The 23556-nt window shown below is 50.2% G+C and carries 21 protein-coding genes; 14 read left to right on the top strand and 7 right to left on the bottom strand.

Annotation, left to right across the window (positions count from 1 at the left end):
* The first annotated feature begins 27 nt into the window (after positions 1-27).
* The 4 genes from ypfJ (at position 28) to LVQ79_RS21385 (ending at position 4635) form a co-directional block, all read left to right on the top strand.
* Complete coding sequence (gene ypfJ / locus LVQ79_RS21400) at positions 28-903, top strand: KPN_02809 family neutral zinc metallopeptidase (RefSeq protein ID WP_232866761.1); 876 nt, start codon at positions 28-30, stop codon at positions 901-903.
* Between the two features lie 24 nt (positions 904-927).
* The gene (locus LVQ79_RS21395; protein ID WP_232866745.1) at positions 928-2943 is read left to right on the top strand and encodes a tRNA(Met) cytidine acetyltransferase TmcA; all 2016 of its coding nucleotides are present in this window, start codon (positions 928-930) and stop codon (positions 2941-2943) included.
* Between the two features lie 74 nt (positions 2944-3017).
* Positions 3018-3716, top strand: a complete 699-nt coding sequence (ypfH, locus tag LVQ79_RS21390) for an esterase (protein ID WP_232866742.1) — start codon at positions 3018-3020, stop codon at positions 3714-3716.
* A gap of 154 nt (positions 3717-3870) precedes the next feature.
* Positions 3871-4635 carry a DeoR/GlpR family DNA-binding transcription regulator gene (locus tag LVQ79_RS21385; protein WP_232866740.1) on the top strand — a complete coding sequence of 255 codons (765 nt, stop codon included), beginning with the start codon at positions 3871-3873 and terminating at the stop codon, positions 4633-4635.
* Positions 4636-4697: 62 nt separating this feature from the next.
* On the opposite strand, the gene LVQ79_RS21380 is transcribed toward LVQ79_RS21385, so the two are convergent.
* On the bottom strand, positions 4698-5498 hold the full coding sequence (locus LVQ79_RS21380; RefSeq protein WP_232866737.1) for a Cof-type HAD-IIB family hydrolase: 801 nt from the start codon (positions 5496-5498) through the stop codon (positions 4698-4700).
* Positions 5499-5816: 318 nt separating this feature from the next.
* On the opposite strand from LVQ79_RS21380, the gene LVQ79_RS21375 reads away from it, so the two are divergent.
* Positions 5817-6335 carry a phosphoribosyltransferase gene (locus LVQ79_RS21375; protein WP_232866735.1) on the top strand — a complete coding sequence of 173 codons (519 nt, stop codon included), beginning with the start codon at positions 5817-5819 and terminating at the stop codon, positions 6333-6335.
* A gap of 175 nt (positions 6336-6510) precedes the next feature.
* Here LVQ79_RS21375 and LVQ79_RS21370 read toward each other — a convergent pair whose 3' ends face one another.
* The 3 genes from LVQ79_RS21370 to LVQ79_RS21360 form a co-directional block, all read right to left on the bottom strand.
* The gene (locus LVQ79_RS21370) at positions 6511-6702 is read right to left on the bottom strand and encodes a YpfN family protein (protein WP_034459091.1); all 192 of its coding nucleotides are present in this window, start codon (positions 6700-6702) and stop codon (positions 6511-6513) included.
* 146 nt (positions 6703-6848) lie between these two features.
* Entirely contained in the window at positions 6849-7976 is a 1128-nt protein-coding gene (gene dapE / locus LVQ79_RS21365) for a succinyl-diaminopimelate desuccinylase (RefSeq protein WP_034459089.1), read from the bottom strand.
* A gap of 4 nt (positions 7977-7980) precedes the next feature.
* Positions 7981-8337, bottom strand: coding sequence for an ArsC family reductase (locus tag LVQ79_RS21360; protein WP_232866732.1), 357 nt, complete (start codon positions 8335-8337; stop codon positions 7981-7983).
* 411 nt (positions 8338-8748) lie between these two features.
* Here LVQ79_RS21360 and ypfM point away from each other — a divergent pair, with 411 nt between their 5' ends.
* Positions 8749-8808 carry a protein YpfM gene (gene ypfM, locus LVQ79_RS21355; protein ID WP_087867655.1) on the top strand — a complete coding sequence of 20 codons (60 nt, stop codon included), beginning with the start codon at positions 8749-8751 and terminating at the stop codon, positions 8806-8808.
* A 100-nt stretch (positions 8809-8908) separates the two neighbouring features.
* Here ypfM and acrD read toward each other — a convergent pair whose 3' ends face one another.
* From acrD to narQ, 3 genes are all read right to left on the bottom strand, one after another.
* A complete protein-coding gene (acrD, locus tag LVQ79_RS21350) occupies positions 8909-12025 on the bottom strand; it encodes a multidrug efflux RND transporter permease AcrD (RefSeq protein WP_232866728.1) in 3117 nt (1038 codons plus the stop codon).
* A gap of 136 nt (positions 12026-12161) precedes the next feature.
* Positions 12162-12806, bottom strand: coding sequence for a nitrate/nitrite response regulator protein NarP (gene narP / locus LVQ79_RS21345; RefSeq protein WP_232866725.1), 645 nt, complete (start codon positions 12804-12806; stop codon positions 12162-12164).
* Between the two features lie 32 nt (positions 12807-12838).
* A complete protein-coding gene (gene narQ / locus LVQ79_RS21340) occupies positions 12839-14554 on the bottom strand; it encodes a nitrate/nitrite two-component system sensor histidine kinase NarQ (RefSeq protein WP_232866722.1) in 1716 nt (571 codons plus the stop codon).
* Between the two features lie 324 nt (positions 14555-14878).
* On the opposite strand from narQ, the gene aegA reads away from it, so the two are divergent.
* The 8 genes from aegA (at position 14879) to LVQ79_RS21300 (ending at position 23502) form a co-directional block, all read left to right on the top strand.
* On the top strand, positions 14879-16876 hold the full coding sequence (gene aegA / locus LVQ79_RS21335) for a formate-dependent uric acid utilization protein AegA (RefSeq protein WP_232866719.1): 1998 nt from the start codon (positions 14879-14881) through the stop codon (positions 16874-16876).
* Positions 16877-17105: 229 nt separating this feature from the next.
* Complete coding sequence (gene napF / locus LVQ79_RS21330; RefSeq protein WP_232866716.1) at positions 17106-17597, top strand: ferredoxin-type protein NapF; 492 nt, start codon at positions 17106-17108, stop codon at positions 17595-17597.
* A complete protein-coding gene (gene napD, locus LVQ79_RS21325; RefSeq protein WP_232866713.1) occupies positions 17587-17850 on the top strand; it encodes a chaperone NapD in 264 nt (87 codons plus the stop codon). Before napF ends, napD begins: the two co-directional genes overlap by 11 nt.
* Positions 17847-20333 carry a nitrate reductase catalytic subunit NapA gene (napA, locus tag LVQ79_RS21320; RefSeq protein WP_232866710.1) on the top strand — a complete coding sequence of 829 codons (2487 nt, stop codon included), beginning with the start codon at positions 17847-17849 and terminating at the stop codon, positions 20331-20333. Before napD ends, napA begins: the two co-directional genes overlap by 4 nt.
* Positions 20334-20346: 13 nt before the next feature.
* Positions 20347-20796: a nitrate reductase cytochrome c-type subunit gene (napB, locus tag LVQ79_RS21315; protein WP_064512946.1), complete on the top strand. Its 450-nt coding sequence runs from the start codon at positions 20347-20349 to the stop codon at positions 20794-20796.
* A gap of 8 nt (positions 20797-20804) precedes the next feature.
* A complete protein-coding gene (gene napC, locus LVQ79_RS21310) occupies positions 20805-21407 on the top strand; it encodes a cytochrome c-type protein NapC (protein ID WP_232866707.1) in 603 nt (200 codons plus the stop codon).
* Positions 21408-21610: 203 nt separating this feature from the next.
* A complete protein-coding gene (gene nudK / locus LVQ79_RS21305; RefSeq protein WP_232866704.1) occupies positions 21611-22186 on the top strand; it encodes a GDP-mannose pyrophosphatase NudK in 576 nt (191 codons plus the stop codon).
* A 272-nt stretch (positions 22187-22458) separates the two neighbouring features.
* Entirely contained in the window at positions 22459-23502 is a 1044-nt protein-coding gene (locus tag LVQ79_RS21300) for a DUF1176 domain-containing protein (RefSeq protein ID WP_232866701.1), read from the top strand.
* Positions 23503-23556 lie beyond the last annotated feature (54 nt).

The raw sequence follows: 23556 nt of genomic DNA, 5'->3' as shown, positions 1-23556 counted from the left end.
TACAAGTTGTGAATAATGAGGTCGACTATGCGCTGGCAAGGTCGTCGCGAAAGCGACAATGTTGAAGACAGACGAAACAACTCTTCTGGCCCAAGCTTCGGAGGCGGCGGTGGTGGATTCCGCTTACCCGGCGGTAAAGGCGGTGTCATCTTATTAATAGTGGTCGTTGTGGCGAGCTATTATGGTGTAGATCTCACCTCAATGCTCGGTGGGCAGCCAGTTCCGCAACAGCAATCTACGCAACGATCTATCAGTCCTAACGATGACGAAGCCGCTAAATTTACCCGGGTTATTCTGGCAACGACCGAGGACTCCTGGGGAGAAGTTTTCCAGAAGATGGGGCGCACTTATCAACCACCAAAACTGGTGATGTATCGCGGCAGTACGCGTACTGGTTGTGGCACTGGTCAGTCAATCATGGGGCCTTTCTACTGCCCGGCTGACAGCACGGTGTATATCGATCTCTCTTTCTATGATGAAATGAAAAGCAAACTGGGCGCTGATGGTGATTTCGCTCAAGGCTATGTCATTGCTCATGAAGTCGGACACCACGTGCAGAAATTGTTAGGGATTGAACCGAAAGTCCGCCAGCTCCAGCAGGGGGTAAGCCAGGCGGAGGGCAATCGTCTTTCTGTAAAAATGGAATTGCAGGCTGATTGCTTCGCGGGTGTCTGGGGTAACAGCATGCAAAAACAAGAAGTGTTGGATGCCGGAGATTTGCAGGAAGCGTTGAATGCAGCTGAAGCGATTGGCGATGATAAACTGCAACAACAGAGTCAGGGACGCGTAGTTCCCGACAGCTTCACCCATGGCACTTCAGAACAGCGCTATACCTGGTTCAAACGCGGTTTCGATAGCGGCGACCCGGCGCAGTGCAATACCTTCGGTAATACTGCCAAATAACGAGATGTGACAAGGACGCAAGCCATGGAGCTGTTAAGGCAAGCAACCGCCAGTATGGCTGATGCTGGTATTCGCCGTATGATTATCATGGCGGGTGAGAAAACCTGGAGTAGTCAGCAAGTACAATCTCTTACCCGGCAATTAACCGGTGACTGGCTATGGGTCGGGGCCGCACCGGAATTGCCGCTTCATTGTGCAACGTCGGCAATGCGCACTTTATTGGGCCGTGAGTTTCTGCATGCAGTCTTTGATGCAAGAGAAGGGCTGGATGCTGAATCGCTGGCAGCCCTTGCGGGAACGCTTAAAGCGGGCAGTTGGTTGGTTCTGCTGGCTCCCGAATGGGACAATTGGTCGATGCAGCCAGATTGCGATTCAAACCGCTGGAGTGAGCAGCCGGAAGCGATTCCCACACCACATTTTATCGCTCATCTACAGCACTGTATCAGCGTTGATAACGAATGCGTGCTCTGGCAGCAGCATCAGCCGCTGCAAATCCCTGATTTCTTGCCACGTCCACAATGGCATGCAGCCAATGGTGAACCTTTTGCAGAGCAGGCCGCTATTCTGGATGAGCTTTTGAACATGTCTGCGGGCGTTGCGGTGGTTACCGCACCGAGAGGGCGTGGTAAATCTGCGTTGGCGGGTATGTTACTGCAAAGGATTCCAGGCAAAGGGCTGGTAACCGCTCCCGGAAAAGCGGCGACAGATGTGCTCGCTGAGCATGCTGGCGATCGCTTTAACTTTGTTGCGCCTGACGCACTGCTTGCCAACCCCGATGCATTTCAGGCTGACTGGCTAATTATTGATGAGGCTGCAGCTCTTCCGGCACCCCAGCTACGCCAGCTAATTTCCCATTTCCCACGGGCTTTACTCACCACTACGGTTCAGGGTTACGAAGGGACAGGGCGCGGGTTTGTACTCAAGTTCTGCGCAAGTCTCGACGAACTGACGCGCTACACCCTTTCAACTCCCATCCGTTGGGCTGCAAATGATCCGCTGGAAAAACTAATTGATGCGGTTTTGCTATTTGATGAAATCGACATAACGACAGCCCCGCAAGGTACGATTTCTTTGCAGGTCATTGAACGTGCCAGCGAGTTACAACCATCGCAACAACTACAACAGATGTACCGCTTACTGTCTGGCGCACATTATCGCACTTCACCACTGGACTGGCGTCGGATGCTGGATGCTCCGGGGCAGCATTTCATTGCTGCAATCAGTCGTGGGGAAACGATTGGAGCAACCTGGCTTGTGGCGGAGGGTGGGCTTCATGAGGATCTCAGTCGGGCTGTATGGGCTGGATTTCGGCGCCCACGTGGCAATTTAGTGGCGCAATCGCTGGCAGCCCATGGCGGTAGTCCATTAGCCGCAACGCTTAATGGATTGCGCGTCAGCCGTATTGCTGTGCATCCACTACGCCAGCGTCAGCAAATCGGCCAACAGATGATTGCCAAAGTGAAAGCTCACGCAACGTTTGCTGCTGATTATCTTTCGGTGAGTTTTGGTTTTACCAACGAGTTATGGCACTTTTGGGAAAGCTGTGGCTTCCGGTTGGTGCGCGTAGGTAGTCACCGGGAGGCCAGCAGTGGCTGCTATACGGCGATGGCGTTATTGCCGTTAACTAAGCAAGGTGAGGTTTTGACTGGCCATGAGCAGCAGCGGCTGCAGCGCGATATTAGGTGGTTGCAACCGTGGATTGACCAATCCTTACCTGTTATTCCTGATGAAAAGGCTGCGCTAAACAGTGATGATTGGCTGGAGTTGGCAGGGTTCGCCTTTGGGCATCGACCTGTGGAGGCCTGCCTGGGCTCTTTGAATCGTTTGTTGCTCACCAGTGATTTACCCCTTAACGCGCTACGTGGCCGAGTACAACAATGTCTAAGTGTGGAGTCACTTTGCCAGCAATTACGCATTTCCGGACGTAAAGCATTGTTAATTGTGATGCGGCAGGAAGTGCAAAAGGCGCTGGAAAAACTCGATGAGCAACAGTGTATTGAGCTGAAAAATACGCTTATGCAATTGCAATTTTTCCACTAACTCATTCAGTCAAACGGTATGGTCATCATGGAATCCCGGCGTATAGTCATCTCCAGAAACTAAAGGAGAGCACCATGAAACACGACCATTTTGTAGTTCAAAGCCCAGCCAGCCCGGCTAAGCAACTGATTTTGTTGTTTCATGGTGTTGGCGATAACCCGGTAGCAATGGGGGAAATTGGTAGCTGGTTTGCGCCACATTTCCCGGAAGCGCTGGTGGTCAGCATTGGTGGCCCGGCACCCAGCGGCCCGTATCAAGGCCGTGAGTGGTTTTCCGTTGCGGGAGTCACGGAAGAAAACCGCCAGGCACGAGTTGATGCCATCATGCCAACATTTGTCCAGGTGGTGCGTGACTTGCAAAAAGACAGTGGCGTGCCTGCGAATGCCACAGCTCTGATTGGTTTCTCGCAAGGGGCAATCATGGCGCTTGAGGGCGTGAAAGCACAGTCAGAACTGGCTTCTCGCGTGGTGGCTTTTAATGGCCGTTATGCACAACTTCCGCAAAATGCCTCAACTTCAACCACTATTCATTTGATTCATGGCGACGTTGATAAAGTGATTGATGTGAAGCATGCCTTTGATGCTCACGAACAGTTAATGCAACTGGGCGGTGATGTGACGCTGGATGTGATTGACGATTTGGGCCATGCGATAGATGACCGCAGTATTCAGATTGCGCTCGATCACCTGCGTTATACCGTGCCGAAGCACTATTTCGATGAGGCGCTCAGCGGCGGTAAACCAAACAACGATGATATTGTTGAGTTTCTTTGAAAACCCGGTCTGAGTGAAGTCCCTCCTGCCTATAGACTCCTTCTGGATTTTGAACACAGGAGGAGTCTAAAGGCACACCAGAACGTCACGTTCCTGCTGAGATAATTTATCCATGTTATGCTTCATGCAATGTTGTGTTTGATTGAGGTTTTTCGTGATCGATTATGATGCTTTCCCTGAGCAGCGGCAGGATCTTATTCATCAAATGCTTACTAAAACTGGCAGGGTGATTGGTGCCGATATTGCCCGCCAACTCGGTGTTTCAGAACATACCATTCGCCGTGATCTTCAGGTTCTGGCCCGCAAAGGTTTATGTAAAAAAGTCTACGGAGGGGCTGTCTGTCAGCTTCAGCAATCAGCAAGCTTTGAAACCCGTGTGGCACAGAGTGTTTCTGAGAAGTCAGATGTTGCCAGACGATGCGCTGAGTTGATAAAGCCGGATACCTGTATTTTCATCGACGCTGGTTCAACGTATCTGGCGATGGTGGATTTTATCCCTGAGACTTTTGAACTCACCATCGTGACAAATTCGCCACAAATTGCCTCTGCATTAAGCAGTAGACAGTCAGGGGAGTTGATTCTGTTGGGAGGAAAGGTGAGTCCCAAAACAGGGAGCACTTTAGGTTTAGATACCGTAAACCAGGTCCGTAATATGATTTTTGACCAGACATTTATCGGTGTTTGTGGCCTTGACCCACAGGCTGGGCTCACAGCCGTATACTACGAAGATGCCTGTTTTAAAAAAGAAGTCATCGCTCAGAGTAACGAAGTTATTGCCGCGGTCATTGCAGATAAAATGTGTCAGGTGGCGAGATACAAAGTTGCTACCTGTGATGCTATTGATATTGTCGTGGTGAGCCGTGAAACCCGAGTACAGGATTTCAGTAGCGAAAATCTTCGCATCGAGATTGTTGATTAGCCTCAAATCCACATCAGTGAAGGCTGGAGTGAACCTTCACTGATGGCTTGCGCAAGCAGATGTTAGGACTGAAGAGCCAACATTCGTTTGATTGTTTCCTGGACTGCATTTGCGTCATTATATCCAGTGATAAAATTTGCAACCGATTTGGTTTCCTCGAAGGCATTGCGCATTGCAAAACTGTATTCGGCCATTGCGAGCAACTCAATATCGTTGTAGCCATCGCCGAAAGCCATGGTTTCGTGCTTACTGACACCAAGCAGTTCCTGGAGCTTTTGTATGGTGGTTCCTTTGTGAACACCATAGTCCGCAATATCAATCCACGCCGCTTCTGACACCACAATGTAAACTTCATTTTCGAAAGTGGACAGGTGAGGTCGAGTCTGTGGGCAATGACCTTCCTCGTCATACACTGTAATTTTAACAAAATCAGATGTCAGCGCACTCAGGTCGTCTACTTCAATCATACTGGAATACGAATTTCGTACCTTATCCTTCAGCCTTTGCGCAAGGTCAGCGCGGATCACTGCCCCTTCTGAAGTACAGGCGATGATGACATGTTGAGAGTTAACTTCCTGAAGGGTATTAATGATGCGTATGCCCAGCTCATTTTTGATCAGTGACTGATAAACAAATTGTCCGTCGTGTTTGATTCGGGTTGCACTGTCTCCCACAATCCACAGGTTCCTGCTGTACCCACCAAACAACTCCTCAACCCTGTCGCACTGTTTTCCGGTACAGGCTGCGAAGTGAACACCCTTTGCAGCCATTAGTGCGCTGACCTCCATGAATAACTCCCTGTCATAATCTCCGTCACTATTCAGAAATGTGCCATCCAGGTCAGTAATAATAAGTTTAATCATTAGGTCAGAGCCTCTATGTGTTGGAGTTTTTGACGACGACAGTTGATATTCGAATCTCACAAAGTATGTTGGGTTATGCGATATTACGCACACTTCATGATGATCTAACTCTGCTTGATGATGCTCGTTAGTGTATTTTTGTGCAATATTTAGATCTAAAAAATCGCCATGGTGATAGTTTGTGATAGATTTATTTTCAGAACATATGCTGTTAGAGGTATAAGTGGGCAAGAGCTTGCCGGGGTAACGAGTCTGGTCAGTAAGGGTTTTACAAATTCTGAATGTGTTGATTGCTCTGATAACTAAAGAGAAATTTTTATGAAACATGAACATGTTGGTGAAATCATAATTAGTGAATCGGCTATTGCTGAGGGCGTGACGAAAGTTGCTGCACAACTCAACCAGCATTTTAATGACGCAGTCATTATTACGGTTGTACCGGGCGGGATCCTCTTCACTGCGGACCTGACTCGGCAGTTAGAGTTTGATATTAATATGGATTATATTGCCTGCCCGCATACTCCAGGCGACAGACATAATAATTCAGCGATAGTTTTCCATCAGAATATAGATATCAGCGGTCGGGATGTCATTATCATCGATGATGCCATTGAGTCAGGCGGAACGATGAAGCGTCTTGTTCAATTTATCTTAGAAAACTACACGCCAAAATCGGTCTGCGTTGCTGTTCTTTTTGTCAAACCGGGTCGGGTAGATATCCCCGTCAGACAATATTATGCGTATGAGATGGAAAATGATGACTTATTGATTGGATATGGCATGCCATGGGAAAATAAGTACAGAAATCTGCCTTATGTAGCCAAATTAAAACGTTAAGTTTTGACTGCACTTCTTATCTTATTATTGGCTGTTTGCTTTCAGATACTGGCCTGGATGCCAGAAAACTGCAGGGGTTCGGCAGAAAATGCTCGTTCTTCATCATGGCGACCGAAGGCCGGTCGCCATTACTATCAGCATTCTGAAAAGCGGGAATACCCCGCTCATTTGTCAGTTAAGGCTTTTTCTTTGGGAAATCGTCTTCGTCATCCCACTTATCGTTAAAGTCACGATGAGGAGGAAGCTCAGGTTTATTCGCCATATATTTCTTCGGATCAATACGCTTCAGATCCTTAATCACATTAAGGAAAATGCCCAGAAGCAGCACCAGTACGATGATCCACCAATAATGCGATAGCCATTCCATGCGTATAACCTCTTTCGCCTTGTTACTTGACGTTGTGGCGGCGTTTCCTGTACTCACTTACCCGAATCAATTACTCAAGTAAGCTCCCAGGCTGCTGTGCCACAACACCAATTAATCTGGCTATGATTGATGTTTATTGCGGCCTGTCAGGCGACAAGCTGCTCCATAATGCGTTGATACATACGGGCCAACATTTGCAGGTCAGCGGCATTAACACACTCATTAATTTTATGAATAGTCGCGTTCACTGGTCCAAGTTCCACCACCTGCGCCCCCATGCGTGCGATAAAGCGCCCATCGGATGTGCCGCCGGTGGTCAATAGCTGCGGTCTGATCTCATTATAGTGCTCAACTGCATTCACTACCGCATCGACCAGCTTCCCGCGTGACGTAAGGAACGGTTGGCCGGAAAGCCACCAGTCGAGGGTATAACGCAATTCATACTTATCGAGCAGGGCAATAACGCGTTGCTTGATGTCTTCATCAGTCAGTTCGGTGCTGAAGCGGAAGTTGAACTGCACATACAGATCGCCTGGAATTACGTTATTACTGCCGGTGCCGGCCTGAACGTTGGCAATCTGCATGCTGGTGGCAGGGAAGAACTCGTTACCTTTGTCCCACTCAATATTGACCAGCTCATTCAGCATTGGTGCTGCACGATGAACAGGGTTATCAGCCAGATGCGGGTAAGCAACGTGCCCCTGCACACCGTGAACGGTCAGGTTACAGGTCAACGAGCCACGGCGGCCGTTTTTCACCACATCGCCTACAACTTCAGTGCTGGAAGGTTCACCAACCAGGCAGTAATCGAGCCTTTCATGGCGTGCCATTAATGTTTCGACTACTTTCACAGTGCCATTTTTGGCACTGGCTTCTTCATCAGACGTGATGAGAAATGCAAGGCGGCCTTTATGGCGCGGGTTCTGTGCCACAAAACGTTCTGCAGCAACCACCATCGCGGCAAGCGACCCTTTCATATCTGCAGCACCACGACCAAAAAGCATGCCATCACGGATAGTCGGTTCAAACGGAGGATTAATCCAACGGTCGGCATCACCTGAAGGCACGACGTCGGTATGGCCAGCAAACGCCAGCGTTTCGCCTTTTCCTCTCCATGCCCAGAAGTTTTGCGTGTCGCCAAAATCCATGTGCTCGATAGTAAAACCAATGGCACGTAGTCGCTCAATCATCAGCGCCTGGCAGCCAGCGTCGTCAGGGCTAAGAGAAGGGCGGCGGATAAGCTGTTGCGTCAGCTCAATAACCGGGCAAGACATAGCTCTACACCTCGTTGATAAACATCGTATAGTTCGATTCATTGAAACCCAGCAGCATAGGCTGACCGGGCGCGTAGAGCAATGGGCGTTTGATGATTGCTGGCATTTCGAGCATTAGCGCTGCTGCAGTTTGGGCGTCGGTAATACTTGCGCGATGTGCTTCGTCGAGTTTGCGCCAGGTCGTTCCTCGCGTATTCAGCAGTGCTTCCCAACCTAATTCGGCAATAAAACTGTTCAATAATTCGGCATTTAACCCATCTACACGATAGTCATGGAATTGATATTCCACACCTTGAGTCTCCAACCAGCGGCGTGCTTTCTTGATGGTGTCGCAGTTTTTAATACCGTAGAGAATTATCACGGGTTAAATCCTTATTTTTGGCAGTGATTATTTATGCAGGAATTTAGAATAAATAAAATGATAAAAAAGTTGCAAGGAAAAATATAACTCAATTGCTAATCTAAAAGTTAGGTAATAGAGATTCTTTTTCTGCTTTGATTAATTTATCGCCGTTTGGCGTGTAGAGAGTTCAGAGTCTTTGATTGCTACGAAAAGTCCTATTTTCGTGGCTTGCAGAGCTGCTGAGTAACTGAAACATTTTATTTCAAGTGTTTCGTCACATTATTAAATACCTATTGAGCTAATAATTAAGTCCATACGCAGTCGACTCTCAATATTTGATGATAGATAGCCAGTGAAGCTGCAAAGTAATGCCGCTTCACTCCATGGAAGGGATTACGTATAATTAAAGCAATTATAAGAGAGGCGGTTATGATTGAGCACGAACTAGGGAACTGGAAAGATTTCATTGAAGATATGCTTCGTAAATGATCTAACCGGGTAAAAAATACAACGGGAACATGATGTTCTTATTCTCAATATCCTTTGAGCCATACAAAAAGCGACCCCTTTAAGGTCGCTTTTTTGTTGGTTAGCTATCTGAATGTTCCTTGAGCGGGAATCTTCTGCGCACCAGCACAAAGAACAATGGCACGAAGAATATCGCCAGCACGGTCGCTGAAATCATCCCCCCCATCACCCCGGTACCCACCGCATGCTGGCTACCAGAACCCGCACCGCTGCTGGTGGCCATTGGCAACACGCCGAAGATAAACGCCAGGGATGTCATCAATATCGGGCGTAAACGTTGGCGGCAGGCGTCAAGCGTCGCGGCAACCAGTTCGCGGCCCTGGGCATTCATATCGTTGGCGAACTCAACAATCAGAATGGCGTTCTTGGCCGCCAATCCTATAACCGTTAACAGCCCCACCTGGAAATATACGTCGTTTTCCAGCCCGCGCATCCAGGTTGCCAGCAGTGCACCAACTACCCCCAACGGAACAACCAGCATCACTGAGAATGGCACTGACCAGCTTTCATAAAGTGCCGCCAGGCACAGGAACACCACTAATAGAGAGATGGCGTATAGCGCCGGAGCCTGCGCGCCTGATAACCGTTCCTGGTAAGACATACCGGTCCATTCCAGGCCAAAACCTGTTGGCAGCTTTTGCACCAAGGTTTCCATCACCTGCATCGCGGTCCCGGTACTTACACCAGGTGCTGCTTCACCGACAATTTCCAAAGCTGAATAACCGTTATAACGTTCGAGGCGTGGTGACCCTGTTTCCCAGTGCGAGCTGGCAAAAGCAGAGAAGGGCACCATTCCACCGTCTTTGTTACGCACATACCACTGGTTAATGTCTTCCGGCAGCATGCGATATTTCGCTCCTGCCTGCACATACACTTTTTTCACGCGGCCACGATCCATAAAATCGTTCACGTAGCTGGAACCCCAGGCGGTTTGCAGCGTGTTATTGATATCGTCAATGGATACGCCCAATGCTTGCGCTTTTCGTTGGTCGATATCAATCTGCATTTGCGGGCTATCGTCTAAACCGTTGTGACGCACGCGAGTCAGCAGTTTTTCATCGCTCGCCATATCCAGTAACTGATCGCGCGCCTGCATGAGCTCATCGTGCCCGGCACCTGCGTGGTCTTGCAATTCCATATCAAACCCAGCTGCGTTACCTAAACCGCTGATGGCCGGTGGGCTGCTGGCTATCACACGTGCTTCTTTAATATCACGGAAGGCTTTTGTTGCCCGTTCGATAATGGCAAAAGAACTGGCGGTATTCGGGTCACGTACATCCCAGTCTTTCAGGCGTACAAACATGCGCGCCACGTTTTGTCCGTTACCGCCGGGGCCGGAGCCTATAGTGGCAAACACCGACAGTACGTTATCTTTCTCTTTGGTCAGATAATACTGCTCAAGCTTTTCCACCACTTTGGTAGTTTGCTGCTGCGTAGAGCCGCTCGGCAATTGTATTGAAGTGGTGAATACGCCCTGATCTTCCAGCGGCAGGAAAGAGGTTGGCAGGCGCAGGAACAGGAACACCATGCCGCCAATCAGCAGCACATAAATCAGGATCCAGCGCAGACTGTGCGCCAGAATTTTGCCGACAGCAGATTCATAGCGCTGTGCATTGCGGTTAAACATGCGGTTAAACCAGCCAAAGAAACCTTTCTGGCCGTGATGTTCACCTTTATGCAATGGCTTGAGAATGGTGGCACACAATGCGGGCGTCAGAATCATCGCCACCAATACCGATAGCACCATCGCGGAAACGATGGTTATCGAGAACTGGCGGTATATCGCCCCAGTGGTGCCGCCAAAAAATGCCATCGGTACAAACACCGCTGACAGCACCATTGCAATCCCAACCAACGCGCCTTGAATCTGGCCCATTGATTTTCGGGTCGCTTCTTTGGGTGATAACCCTTCCTCACTCATGATGCGTTCAACGTTTTCGACCACCACGATGGCGTCGTCAACTAACAAACCGATAGCCAGAACCATGGCAAACATCGTCAGGGTGTTAATGCTGTAGCCAAACGCATACAGGACGGAGAAGGTACCCAATAATACTACCGGCACGGCGATAGTCGGAATTAACGTCGCTCTGAAGTTCTGTAAGAAAAGATACATGACGAGGAACACCAATAGGATGGCTTCCAGCAGAGTTTTCACTACATCAGTAATCGAGGCTTTCACAAAAGGAGTGGTTTCGTAAGCAATCTTCGCTTCCAGGCCATGAGGGAAGTACTGCGATAATTCTTCAATTTTTGCGCGGGCGAGTTTATCAGTTTCCATCTCGTTCGCGCCCGAGGCGAGTTTAATTCCCAGGCCTGACGCTGCTTGCCCGTTATAACGGCTCAGGAAGTCGTACTTCTCGGCACCTAGTTCAACTTCTGCAACATCACCCAGCGAAACCAGAGATCCATCCTGATTTACACGCAGCGTAATGTCTTTGAATTGCTGCGGCGTTTGCAGCAGTGACTGAGAATTAACGGTGGCGTTCAGCGCCTGCATATCGACAGAAGGCGTTCCACCTAGCTGCCCGACCGCAATTTGTGCATTCTGCGATTTAATCGCATCCACCACATCCTGCGTGGTCATCTGGAAACTGGTGAGTTTGGTCGGGTCGAGCCAGATACGCATTGAATATTGCGAACCGTAGGCATCCACATCACCGACGCCGTTAATACGGCTTATAGGATCCTGAATATTACTGGCGACGTAGTCCGCGATATCTTGCTTATCCATGCTGCCGTCGGTCGACACAAACGCCACCATTAGAATGTTGGTATCGCCGGTTTTTCTAACCGTTACGCCCTGGGTTTGCACGGCCTGCGGCAATTTACGCAATGCTGACTGCAACTGGTTTTGCACCTGCTGCACTGCTTCGTCTGGATCTGTTCCGGCTTTAAAGCTCAGCGTAATCGTCGCCTGACCGGTGCTGCTACTTTGGGAGGACATATACATCATGTTGTCCAGCCCGGTCATATTCTGCTCGATAACCTGAGTAACCGTATTTTCCAGCGTTTGTGCAGACGCACCTGGGTAATTTGCAGTGATACGCACATTTGGCGGTGCGAGGTCGGGGTATTGTTCTACGGGAAGTGAAAAAATTGCCAGTGCGCCGGTGAGACACAAAATAATGGCCAGCACCCAGGCAAAAATGGGGCGATTAATAAAGAAATTCGCCATTCAGTCAGAACCTCGTCAGTACTTCAGATTGTGATTATTGAGATAGTCGTCACTGTAGCCTTAACGGCAAGTCCAAACGTGGAGAAATTGAGGAGATATTGTAAATTATCTTCGCTCTCTGTGGTATGGCGAGGCTTCAGAAGCCTCTGCTTTCAAGGAACAACACCGTTGCCGCGACACGAGATCGCACCTGGAGTTTGCGCAGCAAATTGCGGATATGCACTTTCACCGTCTCTTCGGAGATATGCAGATCCGAGGCAATCTGTTTGTTTGACAAACCCTTAGCGACTTCTTGTAATACATCCAACTCACGTTCGGTTAAGACCGCAAAAGGATCGTCACTGCGTTTATCAGTGCTGCGGGTGCGTAAATATTCAGCCACTTGCTCGCTGTAGGCTTCGCCTTCGGTTGCACCACGACGGATATCTTCCAGCAGCACGTCCGGGTCGCTGTCTTTGAGCAAATAACCGTCTGCTCCGGCATCTATCAGGGTGAAAATATCACTGCGGGAATCTGAAACTGTCAGCACCACGATACGCGCACTGACGCCATCACGGCGCAGGGCGTTTAACGTGTCTAACCCGCTCAAACCTTTCATATTCAGATCGAGCAAAATCAGGTCAGGGGTCAGGCGATTCGCAAGGCTAATGGCTTCTGCGCCGCTGCTTGCTTCACCTACTACGCTAAAACTGTCGTCCATTTCCAGCAACTGACGGATGCCACGACGCATTAACGGATGATCATCGACGATTAATACCCGGCAGACATTTTTCTCACTCATCACAACTCCCAATATTGTTCACATTATTATCGTTATAGGTTCACCGGCGTTTCGCGCGTTGCCAGGTCTGATGGCGGCGAACGAAAAGTCATCGTAATCAACGTCCCGCCTTGTGCTGGGCGGGAAATAGTCAGCTCGCCACCTAACCGTGTGGCGCGTTCGTGCATAATATTTAAGCCGTAATGACCTTCGGGTTCCGTCAGACTGGCTATTCCAGTTCCATCATCAAGAATATTCACAGAATGAATCCCTGATACCGATGTATTACAGCTTACGGATATTTTATGTGCTTGCGCGTGTTTAATCGCGTTTAAAACGCCTTCACGGATAATTTGCAGCAAATGTACCTGTTGTGAGGCATCCAGTGCCTGAGTGGGTATGTCGCAATCCATGGTAATAACGGCTTCAGTCTGGTTGCGCAGCGGGGCAATCATCTCCTGCAATGCGGAAGGTAAATCGGCTTGCTGAAGTGTCAGGCGGAAGGTCGTTAATAGCTCACGTAACTGGCGGTAGGCATCGTTCAGCGCTTGGGAAAAATCGCCAATAATGCGCTGCGCAGGCTGGTTTTCTGCCGGTACCGCACGTTTGAGTAACGTGAGTTGGATACGTAAATAAGAGAGCACTTGCGCTAACGAGTCGTGTAATTCCCGGGCAATCGTCGCGCGCTCTTCCATCAGCAACAATTGCTGATAATGTTTTTGCGCCTGGTTGAAGTAGAGGCCACGGCCCAACATATTTGCCAGACTTTGCATTAATGGCAGCGGCGGAACACCTTCTGGAGCCTGCCAGCGGAGCAAACCTAATTCTTTATTCTCAAGCACGATCGGCAATGTTTGCCATGCTTGCTTATCGTGTTGAACCCCTTCCTGTATTTTCCAGTTTTCACCCGTTTTCATCTCCAGATAATTGACCGGTGTTTTCTGGCGTACCTGCTGCAACACTCGTTCAAAACAGTGCTGATCGATGGTACTGACCGTCAGGGCTTGTGAGCAGGCATATAGCACTTCCAGCGTCTGATTGGCTTCCTGCAGGTCCAGCGTTTTTTCCTGCACGCTCTCTTCAAGTGAGCGATAAAGTTTATGTAACTCGCCTGACATGCGCGTGAAAGTATGTGCCAACAAACCCAGTTCATTTGGTAGTTGTGTGTTTAGCGGCGGGTAATCAAACTCACCGCGTTCAATAGTGCGACTTGCTTCCATTAGTTTGTTCAGAGGTGCCACAACCTGGTGGCGAAAGCGGCGTAAGGTGAAAAAGACTAACGTGAAAATGGCAATAAAACCTACCACTGAAGCTATCACCACCTGCATCATTTTGCGTTCAGCATAATGTTGAAGGGCGAGGACAAACAGGTCAATTTGCGCTACATAGCCAGTAATGTTGGCCTTGTACCACTGTAAATCGCCCTGGCGAATATGGTTTTCCATATCAGACCAGGCATGGTTAATCACTGCGAAACGGTTACGGACTTCAGCAGGAACCCAGAATTTTTCAATTTTAAGCAAGGCTGGAGAGCGCAGTGACTGGCTGTACTGCTCAAGATGTTTGTCCAGATTGATGCGGTCGCCCTGCAAATCATATCCCAGGCGATAGCTCTGCATACGTAACGAACCTGCGACGTTAATCGCTTCGGCATCACGCAAACTGCTGGCAAGGGTTAACATCGCGATGCCTGTTGAAAGCAGCGATAGCAGAATAATGTAAAAGAAAGCTCGGGCAAGGCTCGTGGAGAGCGAGCGTTTTACTATCACTTATAATAACCCATCGAAATAGTTGAGAGCGAAACGTATCAGAAACGTAAGATGTCAGTCATTCTTGTTGGCTATATTTCGGCATTCCTTCCAAAACAAATTTACAGAATTAACTAGTGCACACCAGAAATGTAACCTTTGCACAACAAGCTAGTGAAAAACGATGTTTCATTAAACACGAAAATAAATTGATCCTTACCAGGTTATTGGCAGATTTCGCAGCAAACTGGGCAAATGACCATTGCCAGCGAAGACTTTGCCAGGTCATAACATACCCCCATAAAAAATAGCCTCCTGTTTGTGATAACGGGCAAAGGGGTAAAAATGAATCGTTTTGTTCTTGCCAATGCACAGCAATGTATCGGTTGTCATGCATGCGAAATCGCCTGCGTAATGGCTCACAATGATGAAAAGCATGTTCTGACCACCCAACAATTTCAGCCACGGATCTCTGTTATTAAACATCAGGGAAGGCGCAATGCGGTAACTTGCCGTCATTGCGAAGATGCTCCGTGTGCAAGCAGTTGCCCCAACGAAGCTATTTCACGCATTAATGACAGTGTTCAGGTTAATCAACACAAGTGTATTGGCTGTAAATCCTGTGTGGTAGCGTGCCCGTTTGGTGCGATGCAGGTTCTCACCACTCCGATTAATGATGGGCGCTCTGTTAAAGCCAATGCCCATAAATGCGACTTATGCCATGACCGTAAAAATGGCCCGGCTTGCGTGGAAAATTGTCCCAGCAAGGCGCTGAAATTAATTAATAGCGAGACGCTTGCCGCCCTGGCAAAAAACCGGCGTTTACGCTCGGCGGCTCAGGAATCTCAGCCGTGGCATACCACCGCGCAGCAAACAGCACCGCAGCTTTCTCTGAGTGCTGATTTAAGTAAAGTAGAAAAAATGCGCGCCACTCCTGCACGGCAGGACCCTGATAAAATTGACCTGGTTTTGCGCAAAACAGGTTTTGATGAAATCTATCTCACCTTTGATAAAAACCAGGCTGAAAACCAGTCTGACCGCTGCATGAAATGTGGCGAGCACAGCATTTGCGAGTGGACTTGCCCGCTGCATAACCATATCCCGCATTGGATTGAACTGGTCAAAGAGGGGCGCATTCTGGAAGCTGTGGAGCTTTCGCACCAGACAAACTGCCTGCCAGAAGTGACTGGGCGTGTGTGTCCACAAGACCGTTTATGTGAAAGTGCCTGTACCCTCAAAGATGAATATGGTGCGGTCACTATCGGCAATATCGAGCGTTATATTTCCGATAAAGCCTTTGCCAGCGGCTGGACGCCGGATCTTTCTTATGTCAAACCAACTAGTCGCCGCGTTGCCGTGATTGGTGCTGGGCCTGCCGGCCTTGCCTGCGCGGATATTCTGGCGCGCAATGGGATTAAAGCCACAGTGTTCGACCGCCATCCTGAAATCGGCGGGCTGCTCACGTTTGGTATTCCCGCATTCAAGCTGGATAAATCGCTGTTAAGTCGTCGCCGTGAAATCTTCAGTTCGATGGGTATTGAATTCAAACTCAATACCGAGATTGGCCGCGACATTTCTCTACAACAGGTGTTGGCTGATTTTGACGCGGTGTTTGTTGGCGTTGGGACTTATCGTTCAATGAAAGCTGGATTGCCGAACGAAGATGCGCCGGGTGTTTACGATGCGCTGCCGTTCCTGATTGCTAACACTAAACAGGTGATGGGATTACCAGAGTTGCCTGACGAGCCGTATATCAATATGGCGGATAAACAAGTGGTGGTGCTCGGTGGCGGTGATACTGCGATGGACTGCGTGCGCACTTCTTTGCGACATGGCGCGCAGCAAGTCACTTGTGCCTATCGCCGTGATGAAGCCAACATGCCGGGTTCAAAAAAAGAGGTCAAAAACGCGCGGGAAGAAGGGGCGATGTTTGAGTTCAATGTGCAGCCGCTGAATATTGAACTGGATGACAGTGGGCAAGTGATGGGCATCCGTATGCTGCGCACCCAAATGGGCGAGCCAGACGAGCAAGGTCGCCGTCGTCCGGAACCGATTGAAGGCTCTGAATTTATCATGCCAGCCGATGCTGTAATTATGGCATTTGGCTTCCACCCTCATGGTATGCCATGGCTTGAAGAGCACGGTGTGAAGCTTGATAGCTGGGGGAGGATCCTTGCCAGCGTTGAAGATAAATTACGCTATCAGACCAGCAACCCAAAAATCTTTGCTGGTGGTGATGCGGTCCGTGGTGCTGATCTGGTTGTCACGGCGATGGCGGAAGGGCGTCATGCTGCTGCAGGGATCATGGAATATCTTGAAGTCCAACCCCAACGCCTTAATTAGACGTTAATCTCACCCCGTCTGTGAGTCGGGGTGAGTGTTTGTTTTACAAACCGAATTCCTTTTTGATCCTACCCCTGTATTTACCCCTAAAGGGTGATGCCTCTACTCCCCCTTTGTCACATAACGTATCACTCTATAAAAACCCGTAGAAAACTACGGAGATAACACAGATGTGTTTGCCGGCTTCTGCACTGCGAAGGCTGGCATTTGTGATGCAAGGATGTGCCTTATGGCTGATTTTTCCCGACGTGGATTATTGACCGGGAGCTTTCGACGCTCCGCAACTGCTTTCCGCCCACCCTGGAGCGGAGATGAAAACCATTTCCTTGTGGATTGCACTCGCTGCGATACCTGTTTGTCGGCCTGCGAAACTCGCGTTCTGAAACGCGGCCAGGGCGGCTACCCCGAAGTTAACTTTGATCACGGTGAATGCACTTTTTGCTACGCCTGCGCACAAGCTTGCCCGGAACAACTCTTCCTGGCGCGTGACGTTTCCCCGTGGGAACACACGCTGTCAATTGGCGATAATTGCCTGGCTAAAAACAGCATCGAATGCCGTAGCTGCCAGGACACCTGCGACACGCAGGCTATTTCATTTCGCCCTTCTTTGCAGGGTATCGCACAACCTCTGCTCAATCACACCGATTGCACCGCTTGCGGGGCATGTATATCGGGTTGTCCGGTTTCAGCCATCAAGATGAGGCACGCAAATGCGAGCTAACTGGCATGTCGCAGGCCTGGTCGTTCAGGCGCAACCACACAATATTCTCGCGGTCAGTGCCGCATTAAACGAACTACCTGGCAGCGAAGTCGCGGCAAGTGATGCTGAACACGGCAAATTGGTCGTAGTTATGGAAGCAGAACGTAGTGACGTGCTGCTGAATCAAATCGAGTCGGCACGCAATATTGCGGGCGTGCTGGCGGTGTCGCTGGTTTATCACCAGCAGGATGAGCAAGGTGAGGAAACACCATGAAACTCAGTCGTCGTAGCTTTATGAAAGCGAACGCTATTGCAGCCGCGGCGGCCGCCGCTGGCCTTAGCGTACCGAGCGTTGCCCGTGCGGTTGTCGGGAAACAAGATGCTATCAAGTGGGATAAAGCCCCATGCCGTTTTTGTGGCACCGGTTGTGGCGTATTAGTCGGTACCCAGGACGGGCGAGTTGTTGCAAGCCAGGGCGACCCGGATGCGCCGGTTAACCGTGGCCTGAACTGCATCAAAGGCTACTTCCTGCCAAAAATCATGTACGGAAAAGACCGCCTCACGCAGCCGCTGTTGCGCATGAAAGACGGGCAGTATGATAAAGAAGGTGAGTTTGCTCCCATCACCTGGGATCAGGCATTCGACATCATGGAGCAAAAATTCAAGACCAGCCTGAAAGAGAAAGGGCCGGAAGCGGTCGGCATGTTTGGCTCCGGCCAGTGGACGGTGTGGGAAGGTTATGCCGCTTCTAAATTATTCAAAGCCGGTTTTCGTTCCAACAACCTTGACCCGAACGCACGCCACTGCATGGCTTCAGCTGTTGTGGGCTTCATGCGTACTTTCGGCATGGACGAGCCGATGGGCTGCTACGACGATATCGAGCAGGGCGACGCGTTCGTGCTGTGGGGTTCGAACATGGCCGAGATGCACCCGGTTTTATGGTCGCGCATCACCAACCGCCGCTTGTCGAATGAAAACGTTGAAGTCGCCGTTCTTTCTACCTTCCAACATCGTAGTTTTGAGTTGGCAGATAACGGCATGGTGTTCACGCCACAAACTGACCTGGCGATTTTGAACTATATCGCCAACTACATCATTCAGAACAACGCGATAAACGAATCCTTCTTTAAGCAGCATGTGAATCTGCGTAAAGGCGTGACGGATATCGGTTACGGTTTGCGTCCGACGCATCCGTTAGAAAAAGCGGCGAAAAACCCAGGTTCTGACGCTTCAGAGCCGATGAGCTTTGAAGATTACAAAGCGTTCGTTGCGGAATACACGCTGGAAAAAACCGCCGAAATGAGCGGCGTGCCAATAGATCAACTTGAAGCGCTGGCGAAGCTGTACGCCGACCCGAATAAGAAAGTGATTTCTTACTGGACGATGGGCTTTAACCAGCATTCACGCGGTGTGTGGGCCAACAACCTGGTTTACAACATCCATTTGCTCACCGGAAAAATCTCTCAGCCGGGCTGCGGGCCATTCTCCTTAACCGGCCAACCATCGGCATGCGGTACGGCGCGTGAAGTCGGCACTTTCTCCCATCGTTTGCCAGCAGACATGGTGGTGACGAACGAGAAACACCGCCAAATCACCGAAAACATGTGGCAGTTGCCAGCAGGCACCATCCCGGCAAAAGTGGGTTTACATGCCGTGGCCCAGGACCGCGCGCTGAAAGATGGCAAGCTCAACGTTTACTGGGTGATGTGTAACAACAACATGCAGGCCGGGCCGAACATTACCGAAGAGCGTATGCCGGGCTGGCGCGATCCGCGTAACTTCATCATCGTTTCCGATCCGTACCCGACGATCAGCGCACTGAGCGCGGATCTGATCCTGCCAACCGCAATGTGGGTGGAAAAAGAGGGCGCTTACGGCAACGCCGAACGCCGCACGCAGTTCTGGCGTCAGCAGGTGAAAGCACCGGGCGAGGCAAAGTCCGATCTGTGGCAGCTCGTGCAGTTTGCGAAACGCTTCAAAGTCGAAGAGGTGTGGCCTGCGGAACTGGTCGATCAAAAACCGGAATACCGGGGCAAAACGCTGTTTGACGTGCTGTTTGCGAATTCAAACGTGAGCAAATTCCCGGTCACCGAACTGGCTGAAGGGCAGTTAAATGACGAATCCCACGAGTTAGGTTTCTACCTGCAAAAAGGGTTGTTCGAGGAGTACGCCGCATTTGGCCGTGGTCACGGGCACGATCTCGCTCCGTTTGATGATTACCACAAAGCGCGCGGCCTGCGCTGGCCGGTGGTCGACGGTAAAGAGACGCTCTGGCGCTACAGCGAAGGTCACGACCCATATGTGAAAGCGGGTGAGGGCTTCAAGTTCTATGGTAAACCAGATGGCAAAGCAGTGATCTTCGCGTTGCCATTTGAGCCTGCGGCGGAGTCTCCGGACCAGGAGTATGACCTGTGGCTGTCAACAGGACGCGTGCTGGAACACTGGCATACCGGCAGCATGACGCGCCGCGTACCGGAATTGCATCGTGCCTTCCCGGAAGCTGTTTTGTTCATCCATCCACTTGATGCCAAAGCGCGTGATTTGCGTCGTGGTGACAAAGTGAAAGTTATCTCCCGTCGTGGCGAAGTGATTTCGATTGTCGAAACACGCGGTCGTAACAAACCGCCGCAGGGGCTGGTGTACATGCCGTTCTTCGATGCAGCGCAACTGGTGAACAACCTGACGCTGGACGCAACCGACCCACTTTCGAAAGAGACGGATTATAAGAAATGCGCTGTAAAACTGGCGAAGGTGTAAGGGGGACTAAATCATGAAAAAAACCATCCTGACTAAAACGTTCTTTCAATGGGTTGCGGCATTTACGCTGCTGGTAAGTGGTGCATTGTGGGCGGCAAACGGCGTTGACCTTACGCAATCGCCTGAGGTTTCTGGTACGCCGGAAGGTTCAATTCATATGCCAAAACAGCAGGGCAGAATGGCGCTCAATTACGTAAACCAGCCGCCAATGATTCCGCATAGTGTTGACGGCTACCAGGTTTCCAAAAACACCAACCGTTGTCTGCAATGCCACGGTGTCGAACATTACCGCACCACGGGGGCGCCGCGTGTTAGTCCCACACACTTTATGGATAGCGACGGCAACGTGCTTTCTAATGTGGCACCGCGTCGTTACTTCTGCCTGCAATGCCATGTCCCTCAAACCGATGCAGCGCCGATTGTTGAAAACACATTCACGCCGTCTAAAGGTTTTGGGAACTAGAGGTCATTATGGATAAATCAACCCGTAAACCCGGAATCATCAAGCGCATATGGCAGTGGTGGCGTCGCCCGAGCCGCCTGGCGCTGGGCACATTACTGCTGATTGGTTTCGCTGGTGGGATTATTTTCTGGGGCGGTTTTAACACCGGCATGGAGATGACCAACCGCGAGGAGTTTTGTATCGGTTGCCATGAAATGCGTGCCAACGTCTACGAAGAATATATGCAGACGGTGCACTACAACAACCGCAGCGGCGTGCGGGCAACCTGCCCGGACTGCCACGTTCCCCACGAATGGGGACCTAAAATTTTACGTAAAATTCAGGCCAGCAAAGAGTTGTATGCCAAAGCGTTTGGCTTAATCGACACGCCGCAAAAGTTTGATGACCACCGCCTGGCGATGGCGCAAAACGAGTGGCGGCGAATGAAGAACAACAACTCGCAAGAGTGCCGAAACTGCCATAACTTTGATTTCATGGATTTCACCGCTCAGAAAACCGTCGCGGCAAAGATGCATGATAAAGCGGTCAACGATGGGCAAACCTGCGTGGATTGCCACAAGGGGATTGCGCATAAGTTGCCCGACATGAGTGAAGTAAAAAACGGTTTTTGATTACCCGTCATACTTCGAGTTGCAGGTGTGTTGGCTGCTCCCGTGCGCCCCAGTCACATAGTTATCTATGCTCCTGGGGACTTACGGCCTTACCGCCTGCCTGCACCTCGAATTATTTAGGGTAATATCGTTTCATAACCAGAAGACAAAAAGTATTTAGCGGAATATTATAATCGGCTCCCCTAACTCACTGTGGAGACGGCATGTCGATTAAAATCGAAGTCATCAAAGATAAAATCCTCTCAGATAATTACTTCATCCTGCGCAATATCACCTACGATCTATACCGTAACGAAGCCGAAGCTATTCGCCACAAACGTGAAGTCTATGACCGGGGTAACGGCGCAACTATGCTGCTGTATAACCGCGATAAAAAAACCGTTGTGCTGACGCGTCAGTTCCGCGTGGCTACGTGGGTTAACGGTAATGCTGACGGCATGTTGATTGAAACCTGTGCCGGTTTGCTGGATGCCGATGAACCGGAAGTTTGCGCCCGCAAAGAAGCTATCGAAGAAACCGGCTACGAAGTAGGGGAAGTCGAAAAAGTCTTTGAGCTGTATATGTCGCCAGGCGGTGTGACCGAGCTGATTCACTTTTACATGGCCGAATACAGCGATGCCCAGCGTGAAAACGCCGGTGGTGGCATTGATGATGAAGACATCGACGTGCTCGAATTACCGTTTACCCGCGCTATGGAAATGGTATCAACAGGTGAAATTCGTGACGGAAAAACAGTTATTCTGTTACAACAGCTGCAATTACGCGGAATCATGAACTAAAAACATTGTTATTCAATGAATTACGGATAGGCGATTTTAAGTAAATCTATCCGATAATTCTGATTGAGCACAAACGTTAACCAGACGAAGATATCGCCATATTTTGTATACCCGTCATACTTCAAGTTGCCTCTTTGTTGGCTGCGCTCACTCACCCAGGTCACTTACTTATGTAAGCTCCCTGGGACTTGTTCCCTTGCCGCCGTGATGCAACTCGAATTATTTTGGGTATACATTAAATTCTCTTCGTCTTCTCAGGATACGTGTCGCCAATGTCTTTGCGGATCAAATCGCTGTTTCTCTTTTTATTCTTTATAGCGAGCTCTGTTTTCGCGGCACCTGCACAAAAGTCTTTCTCCGACTGGCAAGTTACCTGCAACAACCAAAATTTTTGTGCGGCCCGTAACACTGGGCTGCATCAAGGATTAGTCATGACGCTAACCCGCAGTGCGGGTGCGCGTACTGATGCAACGCTGAGAATTGATTTCGGTAATATGACCATCGCAGAACCTAAAGCGCCGCCAATTGCGCCGCGCCTGCTTGTTGATGGTGAACCGTTGACGCTGGACTTAGCGAAATGGCAGGAAACACCGCACCATCTCAAAACCAGTGATGCCGACGCGATTAACACTTTCCTCGAAAAAGTCGCCAACGCCGATGCGATTACGCTGGCGAAAGGGCAGGGAAATATTTCGCTTGCGGGGCTGAAAGCCTCAATGCTGTTTATTGATAGTCAACAGCAGCGCGTGGGAAGTGAAACCGCCTGGATTAAGAAAGGTGACGATCCGCCGCTGAGCGTGCCGCCAGCGCCTGCACTTAAAGAAGTCGCGCTGACTAACCCCACTCCGACGCCACTCACGCAACCAGAACTCAGCGACCTGCTCGATTACGGCACCTGGCGCATGAACAACAGCCAGTGTTCGCTCGATCCCGCTCGCCGCGAAGTGCGTGTGTTTGCGCTCAGTGATGATAAAGCCTTGCTAATGACCGGTTGTGAAGCGGGTGCTTACAACGTGGTAGATCTCGCCTGGGTTGTGTCGCGCCAGAAGCCCTTTGCCGCCCGGCAGATTCGCTTAAAACTGCCGTTTACACCGGGAAGCGGAACCACCGAGCTTGAGCTGATGAATGCCGGTTATGACGAAACTAATAAAGAGCTGACGACGTTGGCCAAAGGACGCGGAGTGGGCGACTGCGGCGTGGCGACGCGCTGGCGTTTTGATGGGCAGCGCTTCCGCCTGGTGCGTTACGCCGAAGAGCCGACGTGTGATGCGTGGAACAGCAATGCGTCGTGGCCCACACTCTGGGTCACCAAATAATCCCCGTCATACTTCAAGCTGCAGATGCGTTGGCTGCTTTCGTTCACCCCAGTC

The organism is Buttiauxella cochleicola, from assembly GCF_021282405.1.
Lineage (GTDB): Bacteria > Pseudomonadota > Gammaproteobacteria > Enterobacterales > Enterobacteriaceae > Buttiauxella > Buttiauxella massiliensis.
Note: the sequence above shows the minus strand (reverse complement) of the source record. Positions and strands in the feature narration are given on the sequence as shown.